This window comes from Paenibacillus sp. VTT E-133291 (genome assembly GCF_002264395.1).
Lineage (GTDB): Bacteria > Bacillota > Bacilli > Paenibacillales > Paenibacillaceae > Paenibacillus_AQ > Paenibacillus_AQ nitricinens.
Genome location: NZ_NFVA01000020.1, coordinates 67,012 through 78,977 on the forward strand (window position 1 = coordinate 67,012; position 11,966 = coordinate 78,977).

General features: G+C 47.1%; 11 protein-coding genes. 4 read left to right on the forward strand and 7 right to left on the reverse strand.

What is annotated here, in order from left to right; translation table 11 throughout:
- Nucleotide 1: 1 nt before the first annotated feature.
- Nucleotides 2-937: an ABC transporter ATP-binding protein gene (locus CA598_RS11100; RefSeq protein ID WP_094876531.1), complete on the reverse strand. Its 936-nt coding sequence runs from the start codon at nt 935-937 to the stop codon at nt 2-4.
- 241 nt (nt 938-1,178) lie between these two features.
- On the opposite strand from CA598_RS11100, the gene CA598_RS11105 reads away from it, so the two are divergent.
- Together CA598_RS11105 and CA598_RS11110 are read left to right on the forward strand one after the other, a co-directional pair.
- Complete coding sequence (locus CA598_RS11105; RefSeq protein ID WP_179283647.1) at nt 1,179-2,336, forward strand: sensor histidine kinase; 1,158 nt, start codon at nt 1,179-1,181, stop codon at nt 2,334-2,336.
- Between the two features lie 57 nt (nt 2,337-2,393).
- Nucleotides 2,394-3,047 carry a response regulator transcription factor gene (locus CA598_RS11110; protein ID WP_094876533.1) on the forward strand — a complete coding sequence of 218 codons (654 nt, stop codon included), beginning with the start codon at nt 2,394-2,396 and terminating at the stop codon, nt 3,045-3,047.
- Nucleotides 3,048-3,100: 53 nt separating this feature from the next.
- Here the strand turns inward: CA598_RS11110 and CA598_RS11115 are convergent, their stop codons facing one another.
- From CA598_RS11115 to ftsE, 5 genes are all read right to left on the reverse strand, one after another.
- On the reverse strand, nt 3,101-4,420 hold the full coding sequence (locus CA598_RS11115; RefSeq protein ID WP_094876534.1) for a PDZ domain-containing protein: 1,320 nt from the start codon (nt 4,418-4,420) through the stop codon (nt 3,101-3,103).
- Nucleotides 4,421-4,503: 83 nt separating this feature from the next.
- A complete protein-coding gene (locus CA598_RS11120) occupies nt 4,504-5,970 on the reverse strand; it encodes a S41 family peptidase (protein ID WP_094876535.1) in 1,467 nt (488 codons plus the stop codon).
- 124 nt (nt 5,971-6,094) lie between these two features.
- On the reverse strand, nt 6,095-7,408 hold the full coding sequence (locus CA598_RS11125) for a murein hydrolase activator EnvC family protein (RefSeq protein WP_094876536.1): 1,314 nt from the start codon (nt 7,406-7,408) through the stop codon (nt 6,095-6,097).
- 30 nt (nt 7,409-7,438) lie between these two features.
- Entirely contained in the window at nt 7,439-8,353 is a 915-nt protein-coding gene (ftsX, locus tag CA598_RS11130) for a permease-like cell division protein FtsX (RefSeq protein ID WP_094870884.1), read from the reverse strand.
- Nucleotides 8,343-9,029 (reverse strand): cell division ATP-binding protein FtsE, encoded by a 687-nt coding sequence (ftsE, locus tag CA598_RS11135; protein WP_094870886.1) that lies wholly within the window; start codon nt 9,027-9,029, stop codon nt 8,343-8,345. Before ftsE ends, ftsX begins: the two co-directional genes overlap by 11 nt.
- Before the next feature lie 229 nt (nt 9,030-9,258).
- Between ftsE and CA598_RS11140 the strand changes: the two genes are divergently transcribed.
- Both CA598_RS11140 and CA598_RS11145 read left to right on the forward strand, forming a co-directional pair.
- Nucleotides 9,259-10,686: a VanW family protein gene (locus CA598_RS11140; protein WP_094876537.1), complete on the forward strand. Its 1,428-nt coding sequence runs from the start codon at nt 9,259-9,261 to the stop codon at nt 10,684-10,686.
- A gap of 150 nt (nt 10,687-10,836) precedes the next feature.
- Nucleotides 10,837-11,238, forward strand: a complete 402-nt coding sequence (locus CA598_RS11145; RefSeq protein ID WP_094876538.1) for a CBS domain-containing protein — start codon at nt 10,837-10,839, stop codon at nt 11,236-11,238.
- Between the two features lie 46 nt (nt 11,239-11,284).
- Here the strand turns inward: CA598_RS11145 and CA598_RS11150 are convergent, their stop codons facing one another.
- Nucleotides 11,285-11,887 (reverse strand): DL-endopeptidase inhibitor IseA family protein, encoded by a 603-nt coding sequence (locus tag CA598_RS11150; RefSeq protein WP_179283648.1) that lies wholly within the window; start codon nt 11,885-11,887, stop codon nt 11,285-11,287.
- Nucleotides 11,888-11,966: the final 79 nt, after the last annotated feature.

Here is an 11,966-nt window from a genome sequence, read left to right on the forward strand (position 1 = left end):
TTTAATCTCTTAAGGTCCTTCCGGTCAAGTTTAGAAACAACGTCTCCAGATCAGGTTCTTCAATATTTAGCGAGCCGATAATCCCTTTATGCTTAGCAAAAATAAAAAGGATGTCCTGTAGCTCCCCTTGTGAAGAAGGAAGATACAGCTCGACTACTTCTTCCTTTGCTTCTACGCGTCTAATTCTAGGGTGAAGCGTCAACTCTTGGACAAGCTCTGGTGTGACATTGGTGGCTTTAATGACGATTTTTTCTTCCTTGGCAACGCGTTCCCGCAGTTCTTTTTCCGTGCCGCAAGCAATGATATGCCCTTTATCCATAATGGCTACCCGATCACAAATGGCCGCAACCTCCTCCATATAGTGACTGGTATAAATAACTGTTGAGCCGAGTCGATTGAGCTCTTTAACTGATTCAAGGATATGATTACGAGATTGCGGATCAATCCCCACGGTAGGTTCATCCATAATAATCAGCTTAGGACGATGCATAATCGCGCAGGCAATGTTCAGACGTCTCTTCATCCCTCCGGAGAAGGTTGAGGGTTTCTCTTTGGCTCGGTCGCTAAGCCCTGTGAACACAAGAGCTTCTTCTACCCGTTCCTTCAAGAGCTTGCCACGCAAACCATACAATCTTCCGAAAAAGGTAACGTTATCCGCCGCTGACATCGTGTCGTATAAGGCTAACTCCTGTGGAACCAAACCAATTCTTTTCTTCACCTCAAGCGATTTCGAGGACACAGGCAGACCGTCGATCACAATGTCTCCTCCGTCAATCTTAAGTAGACCACAGATCATACTGATCGTTGTACTTTTACCCGCTCCGTTCGGGCCCAGCAAGCCAAAAATTTCTCCTTCTTCTATCGTCATATTTACATGATCTACTGTTAGCTTACCTTCATATCGTTTCACCACATCGGTTAATACGGCGATTGCCATCCGTTCATCTCTCCTGTCATTTACGCTTTTATAGTTCCAATTCTAGCTTAAAGCGAATGTTCAAGGAGGTACGAAAGGTCATCTTTTGAAGGTGACTTAAGTCATCTCCTGAACTATATTAGTTGAACTTAAGATTTTTCTATTAAGGTAAGTCCGTGACTGCGGTGAATGTTTTTTAGTTCAACTTATATAGTGAGAAAATATGCTAAGATTAGAAAAAAACATAAAGGATGACACAGGCGTGACTAGAGAGCTAGCCCTATTGCGTTACTTACTCATCATAGTTCCTTCATGTATTAGCATTTACATCTACCCATATGCCGACTATGGGATTTTCACGTTACATATTCTGATGCTTCTATTCCTTGTAGTCATGGTGCCAAAGCTGCCCCTGTCCTTTCATGCCTTGATAAGCATTGTGGAAATACTATTCACCGCCTGGTTATGTTACCAGTACGGCAGCATAATGATTTTCCCCGCGATTTCAGCATTGCTTTATTATTCTAGACTTCAGCCTCAAGCAGTGCCTCTCGTGTTTACGGTTGTGCATCTGATTACCTTAAACATCGCGCTCCGGGATTCCCCACAGCTTATAATCACTATCATCAACATTATGTTTCTGCTCATTGCTTATCTCAACGAATTGCTACAGAGGGCGGGGCGGGGCCGTGAGAACACCCTCCATCTATACGACGAGCTGCGAAAAAAGCATTTCGAGCTGGATGAAGCCCGCAACCGACTGCTGGAGTTTAACGCCCAAGTAGAAGATGCAGCCGAGTCCAAAGAACGGGTACGTATCTCCCGCCAACTCCATGACGATATCGGCCACCGTCTCATTCGTATTAAAATGATGATGGAAGCTGCGTTACTTACCTTACCCACCTCCCCAGAGAGCGGGATGCAAATGATGGAGCTCATTCGAGATCAGTTGTCAGCCAGCATGGACGATATGCGCTCCGCAGTGAAGCGTATCAACTATACGCCACAATTAGAGGGCGCTTACGCGTTAGACCGACTGCTCGAAGAGACAGGGCGCGATACAGGAATTGAGACCTCATACCAAGTGCTTGGGATACCTTATCCGCTATATCCTAGTATTCAAGTGATCTTGTATAAGAACGCCCGGGAAGCCATAACCAATGCCCTACGTCATGGAAAAGCAACAGCCATTTGGATTGAAATCTACTTCAGTGATACTGGAGTTACTATGGAGGTCAGCAACAACGGGACACTTCCCGAAGGCAATAAGCTAAGCAAACTACCGGAAAGTGGAGGGGTGGGAATGAAAGGAATGTTAGAACGAACGCAGCTGATTGGCGGAACCTTGGAGCTACTGCAGGAGCCACATTTCACCATTGTTACGCGGTTGCCCATTTATAAGCAGGGAGAGATTGTATAGGGAACGTAGGACTCGAGGCAAAGATGAAATCTAAATTATGAAAAAGGAGCCACGCTAATGATTAAGGTGATGATTGTAGATGACGATCCTTTTATTCGTCAAAGTCTGCAAGTGCTGCTAGGGATGGACCCCGATATTGAAGTGATCGGAGCGGCAAGTGAGGGGAATGAAGCCTTGCGTTTGCTTCAAGCGGGGGACATGGCCGATGTGATTCTAATGGATATTCGGATGCCCGGCTGTGGTGGGGTTGAAGGGACAGAGAAGATTAAGCAGGCTTTTCCTCAAGTTTCGATACTGATGCTAACCACCTTCGATGACGATGAGTATATCATTGAAGCGCTTCGCAACGGAGCCCGTGGATATTTGCTCAAAAACATACCGCCAGACCGTATCATACAAGGCGTCAAAACAGTCCATGAAGGTAATATGCTGATTCACCCTGATATTGCGCGCAAGCTTGCCACCTTTCTACAGCCCGCTGCTCGCCCTGAATCTCCAAAGGTACAGCCATTGGAATCTTTTGGACTAACCAAAATGGAACTGGCCGTTGTCGCCTCTATCGCTGAGGGGCATAGCAACAAAGAAATCGCCGGACAGCTGTTTCTTAGCGAGGGTACGGTCAAAAATTACATAACAGATATTCTGAGTAAATTAGAGCTGCGGGATCGGACGCAAATCGCTATTTTCTATTTGAAGGGTGGGCGGGGATAGAAGTTCTACAAAAAAGCCCGAACTCCATTTCCAGAGTCCGGGCTTAACTTTATCTATCCTTCTGCCGATTCCTTCTTGGCTTCATCGACTTTATCGGCTTTGTTCTGTTTGATTCGCCCAATCGGCAGATTCCGGCTGCGAGTACCTGTCTTCATTGCGATGATGCTGAAGATGCTAGAAGGCTTCGCCTCCGCAGTAACCGCTCCATCTGTCTCCGGTACCAGAATGATGCCGAGCTGATGATGGTCCCCGTCGTAGATCGGGCTCTGAAGGTATTTGCTCTCCCCTTCACGGTTCTGCACCTCCAGCTTGCAGAACGCTGGATTCATGCGCAGCGCCTCATGTAGCTGCGCGGCATCGGTCAACAGAACCCCGTTGACCTTCAGTAAAATCTCGCCGGGCAAGATGCCCAGCTCCTGCCCGGGACTGCCCGGCAGCACGGCCAGCACTTTGCGGCCGTGCGGTGGATGCACGAAGATGGGGCTGATGCTGCGCTCTTCCAGAGCGCTGTACCAGCTTAACCCTTCGTGCAGCACCATCGCTGCGAGCGCCGCGAGCAGGGTCAGCGGGCTCCACCAAGCGGCAAGCAGGCTTAAGCCCAGCAGGACGATGCTGTACATCAGCAGCCGTCCTGAAGTGCGGGCCGCCTTGCGCCCGGGCAGCATGCCCTGCGTCATCTCGCTGAAGCCGATGATGACGGGCAAAGAGACCATGCCAAGCCCGCCGCCCAGCAGCGGCTGCCATGGCAGATCCGTTCCTGCCCCCGAAGGGATCAGCAGGAACAGCGGCAGCGGCCAGAAAGCCTGCAGCTGATAGCCGCCGACAACCATGCCGCGCTTGCCCTTCAAGAAGAGGGGCGTCGCAAGCTTCGCCCCTTGCCAGCGGGCCAGCAGCGCCTCCGCCATGTGCAGTAGCGCAGCTAGCACTAGCAATGCGGGAATATCCATCTCCCGTATGGCTGTTGTAATATTCCCGACCGTTCCGCTATGTAAGGCATCCGGAAAGAAAGACAGTACAAATTGAATCACACCTAGCAAACCTATAGAATAAGCGAAGCACAAATACCGTACACGCAATAGCGATAACAGGATACTGACTACCCAAATGCAGGCCACAGCTGTACCTGATAAGGATACTCCTAACAATGTGGCTGCAATAGAAACCACTAGTCCCATCACCAGCCCACTCCACACCGTTCGCCACGTTTCTTGACCCCAGCTATGCAGCTTCACATGAATTAGCTTACGTTCTAATGCCACCTGCCGACGGTAATACAACGCAATAAATATAATAGCAATATAGTAATATGGCTGGATCAATAAGTGTAAGAACGCAGTGCCCAAGCTTCCTAATAATTCCTGAATCACATTCAAACTGTTCGTCACACTCCTTTTCTTCCCTGAATATTAGCCCTTGCTCTTTTTAACAGAAAAAAAGAAGGCTGAATTCAGCCTTCTTACTTTTTCGACGCTGCCGCCTTAATTTCCTTCTGAATCTCAGCAATCCCTCTATTCCGTTGGTTGTCCTTGGCAGGGTTCTGAATCACTTTGATCAGTGCCACCTCCAGCGCCTCTGCGGTCTTGGCATCAATCATGCCTGTGACTTGAAGTTTCGCTTCACTCTGGAATTTCTTTACTGCATTCTTAGTACCTGTATCGAAATAGCCATCTTTGCGACCAGGCTTGTAGCCTAAGCCATCCAGCATCGTTTGTGCACTCTTTACATCACCGTTGTTCATGTTATATTGCAGCGTCACGCTCTTGTTAATCGGAGCCACTGAGAAGTAATCCGGCTGCGCTACCGCGATATCCGGTTTAATTCCCTTGCCGTGGATCCATGTGCCGTCCGGTGTAAGCCATTTAGCAATGGTAACCTTCAGCAAGCTGCCATCTCCAAGCTGTTTGTCAAAACTTGTCTGCACCGTGCCTTTACCAAATGAATTATCACCAATCAGCTTGGCTCCCGCTGACTGCTGCAAGGCACCCGCCAATATTTCCGAGGCGCTCGCGCTACCTTTATTCATTAGCACTACCACTGGGTAAGCCTTGCTCGATCCCTTGGAGGTGCTAACTTCGCGTTTTTTATCTTTGTATTCTATTTGAACTATATTTTTACCAGCTGGAACGAACTCTTCCGCCATCTCAATAACAATCGGGAGGACACCGCCTGGATCATTACGGACATCAATGACCAACCCCTTCATGCCTTGCTTCTCCAGCTTCCCAAGCTCTTCCTTGAATCGTTCTGCGGTATTTAGGGAGAACTGAGTGACCTCGATTACCCCTACTCCGTCTTTTTCCATAGTTGAGTATACCGTCTCAAGCTTCACATCATCCCGAGTAAGAGCGAACTCCAGAGGCTCTACAGAGCCAGAACGTTGTATTTTCAAAGTGGCCTTACTGCCTTTAGGTCCGCGTATCTTCGCAACAGCAGCATTCAGATCCATGCCTTCTAACGATTCTCCGTTAACGGAAAGAATGATATCTTTGGCCTGAATTCCTGCTTTTTCAGCAGGTGAACCCTTGATTGGGGAGACCACGACTACCTTACCGTTATCCGAAGAGACTTCTGCACCGATACCTGAAAAGGAACCCTCAATGCTCTCTTCAAATTTCTCAGCAGTTTCTTTTCCCATATAGTTGGAATAAGGATCGCCTAGCGCTTCCATCATACCGTTGACAGCACCATCTATCAGCTTCTCCCGATCTACCGTCTCGTAGTAATTGCTCTCAATCAAACTGAGCGCAGTCCCAAGCTTCTGGGATTCCTTCTGCTGTAGACCTGCAACCTGCAACGCAGAGGCTAATCCTTGTCCTGCAGCTTGTCCAAAGACATGAGTATAACCCGTCACGCCCAAGGTCACTAAGCTACCGCATAGCAGGGCGGCGATAATCATAAACGCCGCGGTGCTTTTTTTTAACATGATGTTCCCACCGTCCCTTCTTGTCCATCTCGTAAACAACTCTTATGTCCGTCCTGAAAGGTACGGTATCCCTTCCAGTATATACCGCACAAGCAAATAATATGAGTGATGAGTTCCTTAAAAGTTAGAGATACGGCATAGGATTTACTGTCTTACCATCAATCCGCACTTCGAAGTGAAGGTGGGGGCCTGTCGAATTACCTGTAGAACCGGATTCAGCAATCACATCGCCACGATTGACTTTATCCCCAGAACTAACCCTAATACCACCTTTACGTATATGCCCGTAGAGCGTCCAAACTCCGCCCCCATGATCAATAATTACACAATATCCGTAACCGCTCCACCATTCAGCCAAGATAACCGTTCCGGAATCCGCCGCATGAATATTGGTTCCTTGTGGAACCGCAAAATCGACGCCGGTGTGTACTTTCCCCTTCTCACCCGTGATTGGATGTGTCCGTGGTCCATATGGGGATGAGATTCTTGCGGATCCTACAGGAAGTAGAAACGGCCCATCTCCACCTGAATATCCCGTATCACTAGAGCTGGAGCTAGAACTACTGCTTCCCTTACTAGCTGCAGCTGCAGCTGCAGCCTTCTTGGCAGCCGCCGCAGCTCTACGAGCCGCTTCCGCCTTAGCCGCTGCTGCTCTGCGAGCGGCTTCCTCTGCCTTAATCTTATCCTTTTGCGTTTCCAGCGCAGAGCGTTCGCTTGCCAGTTTGACTAGCTTTTCATTCTGCTCTTCACTTAAATCATCACTTTCTTGAATTTGCTTATCATAGAATGCGATAAGCTCCTGTTTCTCAGCCTCTTTCTCCTTCAGCAGACTTCTCTGTTGTTCCAAAGAAGTGTACAGCTGCTTAGCTTGGGCATATTGCCCCTCAAGCTCTTGTTTCTTCTCTATCACCGTCTGCTTGTCCAACTTATGTTGAACTAACAGCTCCTGATCCTGATCCACAATCATCTTAAGTGAATCCGCGCGATCCAGAAAATCAGCGAAGCTTGTCGATGAGAGCAAAACATCCAAGTAAGAAACCGCTCCATCGGTATACATCAACCGAACACGGGACCCCAAGACTTCCTCTCTGGAGGCGACTCGCGCCTCTGCTTTATCCAATTCCGTTGCAGTAACATTCAAAGATTGTTCTGTATCGGAAATTTTAGTAGAGATTTCCGTCATTTTGCCCTTAACTTGATCCACTTGCTGTAAGACATACTGCAGATTAAGATTCGTTTTATTCTTATAATGCTGTGCTTCCTGCGTTTGGGACGCCGCTTTTTCCTGCTGCGCCTTAGCTTCTTGCACCTCTTTTTGCAGCTGCTTTAACTGCTTGTCGATTTCGGCAACACTTGTTTTTTTGGCATATCCGTCAGAGGGCTGGAATATAGTGACAGCTAGTAACATTACGGCTAGTCCGGCGGCAATCTTCTTCAACTCGCACTCCCCATCCTTCACTTTTTAGTATTAAACTTTCAAGAACCTACGAATAGAAACGGTACTTCCCCAGACGCCGATCAGCACGCCTAGTCCAACTAGTACACCAACGACCAGCATCCAAATACTATCGAACGGAATTAGCTGCAATTGGAGCATAGGATCTCCCTGTACAGTCGATTCCAAAGTGCTGTAACCCAAATACAAGACAACGGAGGTAATGAGCGATCCGATCAGACCGATCAGTGCTCCTTCTATAAAGAAAGGCCAGCGAATAAAATAATTTGTTGCACCTACGAGCTTCATAATGCCAATCTCCTTACGACGAGCAAGTATCGTAACCCGAATCGTATTAGAGATGAGGAACATAGACATGAGCCCCAGACCTGCTACAAAAATAAAACCAATGTTCCGTACAGCGCGTGTTATTTTGAACAAGGTTTCGATCGAGCCCTTGCCATACTTCACTTTATAAATAGGCTGCTCGGTATGTGTCTTGTTGAGTGCTTCGATCTTCTCAGCCACAAAGGCTACCGTAGTAGGTTCAACAACTTCTACCTTAAGCGTATCTGGGAGAGGGTTATTGTCTTCATCGAACCCTTCCAGAAGCTCAGCCGCGTCCTCACCCATGTCTGCACGGAGATCTTTAAGCCCTTGGTCCTTGGAGATGAACGTAATCTTGCTGACCTCCGGCATATTGCCAATTTCAGTCTGCAAAGTCTCACGCAGCTTCTGATCTACATTTAGTGCCAAATGCACATTAATCTGTACCTGACTGTCTGCCCCATCCGCTACGGCATTCACATTAAGAACAAGAAGAATAAATACACCTAGGACAAAAAGAGAGACAACTATGGAAGTGATCGAAGCAATCGACATCCAGCCATTACGGAATACGCTTTTGAAGCCTTCCCGCATGTGTCGCAAGAAGGTCTTAAAACTCATAGCCATATTCCCCTCTCGCCTGGTCTCTCACAATGTTTCCGTTCTCAATCGCAAGCACCCGCTTGCGCATTTTATTCACGATATCTCTATTATGGGTAGCCATTACAATGGTTGTTCCACGAAAATTAATTTCGTCCAGCAACTGCATAATGCCCCATGAAGTCTCAGGGTCTAAGTTTCCTGTAGGCTCGTCCGCAATAATAACAGATGGGTTGTTAACGATAGCCCGGGCAATTGCAATCCGCTGCTGCTCTCCACCTGAGAGCTGTGAAGGTTCACGATTTGCTTTATTTTTGAGTCCCACCAGATCGAGGACTTCATTCACACGTTTCTTGATGACCTTCTTCGGTGCTTCAATAACTTCCATGGCAAAAGCAACATTCTCATACGCTGTCATCCTTGGCAATAACCGGAAATCTTGAAACACAACGCCGATATTACGGCGCACATATGGGATTTTACGTTGTTTAAGCTTCCCTATGTTAAAGCCTCCCACAGAAATTTGACCTTTAGTTGGCACTTCTTCTCTATAAATCAATTTCATAAAAGTAGATTTACCCGCGCCGGATGGACCGACAACATACACGAATTCATTGCGGTCAATTTTTACTGAAACTCCTTGCAGTGCGTGAGTTCCGTTAGGGTACGTCTTCCATACATCTTGCATTTCAATCATTTTCTCACTTCCCAATTATGACATTTTCCACTTGTGTGAATCGACAGAGTCCAGCTTAAGTTTCCATAAACTTCAATATTTCCGCAATGTATCTATTGTAACAAATCTGTAACCGATTGAGTACCCCGTAACTGCCCCACTATTCGAAAGTTTTGTAATGTCTGTACATATACATATAAAAAGCACCTACTGTGCTGCTCGCAGAAGCCATCCAGGAAGGAGATTATTCATGAAAAAAATCCATCTTACCCTCATAATAGTCATTGCACTCATTCTTATCGGCTCATTAATCTATGGGGGATTTCAACTATATGGCCATAAAAACACGCTTCCAAAAGGTACAACCCTTGCCGGATGGGAAGTGGGCGGGCTGAATATCTCAGAGGTACGTTCCGAACTGGAGAACAAGCTACAGGCCCTTGAATCTATCCCCCTTGTGTTGCAGGTCGAAGGGAATTCTGAGCTTACCCTCAAACTTAAACAAGCTGGAATGACCTATGAAGCCGCTGCTTTTGAGCAAGGTCTACAAGATCTTACAGAAGGGCGGCTATGGGATCGGGTAAAAACCCGGTACAACTCCCCCAAAAATTGGAGTCTTGAAGCCCATCTGGATATTGCTCAATTACAGTCCATCCTGAGTCCCGCTTGGGAGAGAGAATCCTTCGGAGATCCTGTGGATGCTACGCGGCGAATTACCGGAGATGATCGTGTAATATATACGTCTGAAAAGACTTCCCTTGAAGTGGACTGGACAGGAATGGTGACCTCACTATGGGCTGCTGCCCCCACACGGTTTAATCGTCTGATCACGCTGCAAGAAAAGGGGATTACACTGGAAGTTCCTTTAACCATATTACAGCCAGACATCACTTTAAACGCTTTAAAGGAGCAAGGCATTGAGCGAAAAATCATGCAATTCAGTACTTCTCTCGGTGCAAGTGGCCCTGGACGAATCTACAACGTTGAATCAGCGGCCAAAGCAGTGAACGGAACCGTGCTCCCACCTGGAGCCGTTTTTGACTATGGCAAGGCTATTGAAAAAGCAAAAATTGAATATGGCTTCCGAGAAGCGCCAGTCATTGTGAACGGTAAGCTTCAAGCCGGCATCGGCGGCGGAATCTGCCAAGTTTCCAGTACGCTGTACAATGCCGCTCTGCGCACCGGACTGGAGATTGTGGAGCGCCGCAATCACTCCTTGCCGGTCAACTATCTACCCAAAGGCCAGGATGCCACCTTCGCTGAAGGCTATATCAACTTCCGTTTTCGCAATACGACTGGCAAATATCTAGTCATTAAAGCGGCTGTGCAAGGCCGATCACTAACGATTAAGCTCTTCGGTACTTTTCCGAAAAATGTTACATATAAGGTCCATTCACAAATCGTAGAGGTGCTGCCTCCAGTAGACAAGTATGTAAACGACCCTTCCCTCCCTCGTGGCGGCTCACGCGTTATACAAAATGGAAAAACCGGATATGTTGTTGAGACTTACAGCACCCGGTTTGTTGAGGGTAAATCCACTGAGGTAAAGAAATTATCGCGTGACGTGTATTACGCTCAAAAACGATTAATCGCTATCAATCGTGGAGGCGTAAGCAAATCTGTTATTCCAGAAACACCTAGAAAGCAGTTAGTAGAGGATGGCGTTCGAAGTGAATAAATTACCTACAAAAAAACGGTCAGACCTCGTGAGGTTCTGACCGTTTTTGCCTGTGCATCTATTTTACCTGTAGATGATCTTTGTCGCCTTTAAAATTTACGATTCGGGGGTACATTAGAAATAGACCTATAATCAGAAAGGATGAACATCATGTCAACAGCTCTTGTAAATGATCTTTCTAATATTGTCCGCAGTGCCCCTGCTATTTTTGCCTCACGTACTTGCAGAGAAGCCCTTCGCGTCATGTTCCAGCACCCAGAATCCAAATGCATCGTCGTCTGTAACGCCACGAATGAACCGCTTGGATTGTTAATGAGCGAACGTTTCTTTTTAAAAGCCACAGGAAGATCAGGAGTAGATCTGTTCTACAGAGAACCTGCCATGAAGCTTATGAACAAAACTCCACTTATTTATGATATCTCCACTCCACTTGAAACTGTATTAGCTAATGCTATGAGCCGTCCAGATCCTATGAAGAATGACTGTGTCATCATTACCCGTAAAGGCAAATTCGCAGGTGTTGTTTATATCTCTGACCTGAAGCGCAGTTAGTTCATAGCCCCTGCCATCCTCTTTCCTCTAATACCTTCTCCTTTCCTCAGAAAAGAATATCCGGTGACGTGTCGATTCTCCAGTATCCCTCCACTTTCTTCAGCTTCACATACACCGACTCACTGCTTTCCTGCGCATCTGGATAAGGAACGGTCAGTTCAAATTCAGCGGTTGTCGCAGTTTTGGAGAGCATGCGGGCGGTGGCTTTTTCATACATTAATAAATTGCCTACATCTGCATTCACCTGTGACATTCTTCCGTTATACTCCAAAAATTGAGTCTGCACATAATATGCCGCTGCATTGTGAGTGTAGGCTTTTTTTATGTAATTCATCAGCTTCGTCTTTGTGCCAATGTCACTGGACAGATAACGGTACTCCTGCGCTTTATACGTGAAGGTTTCTATCGGGAAGATGTTTCCGCCTTGATTACTATAGAAATAAAGAGCTCTTGCATGGACTACCAGCGGAATGATACTTTTCACCGTCAAATTATTAATGGTAGCAGGGCCCTCTTTCCCAGGGGCAGATACAGCCACCTTCTTGATTGCCGTACTTCCTGCTGACGGCGAAGCCGCCATAGCTCCCCCACCTGCTGAGATAAGGCCTATGGAAAGGGCCAACGAACCAATCATCCACTTTTTGTTCATTCGGAATTCCTCCTTTGTCATCCAAGCTAAAACGCCTTCGGCGCCCCTAAAGGACGGTAAGCGTTTATGCGAGAAATAT

Coding starts and splice junctions, on each gene's coding strand:
- CA598_RS11100 (WP_094876531.1), bottom strand. CDS start 937: ATGGCAATCGCCGTATTAACCGATGTGGTGAAACGATATGAAGGTAAG.
- CA598_RS11110 (WP_094876533.1), top strand. CDS start 2,394: ATGATTAAGGTGATGATTGTAGATGACGATCCTTTTATTCGTCAAAGT.
- CA598_RS11120 (WP_094876535.1), bottom strand. CDS start 5,970: ATGTTAAAAAAAAGCACCGCGGCGTTTATGATTATCGCCGCCCTGCTA.
- ftsX (WP_094870884.1), bottom strand. CDS start 8,353: ATGAGTTTTAAGACCTTCTTGCGACACATGCGGGAAGGCTTCAAAAGC.
- ftsE (WP_094870886.1), bottom strand. CDS start 9,029: ATGATTGAAATGCAAGATGTATGGAAGACGTACCCTAACGGAACTCAC.
- CA598_RS11140 (WP_094876537.1), top strand. CDS start 9,259: ATGAAAAAAATCCATCTTACCCTCATAATAGTCATTGCACTCATTCTT.
- CA598_RS11145 (WP_094876538.1), top strand. CDS start 10,837: ATGTCAACAGCTCTTGTAAATGATCTTTCTAATATTGTCCGCAGTGCC.
- CA598_RS11150 (WP_179283648.1), bottom strand. CDS start 11,887: ATGAACAAAAAGTGGATGATTGGTTCGTTGGCCCTTTCCATAGGCCTT.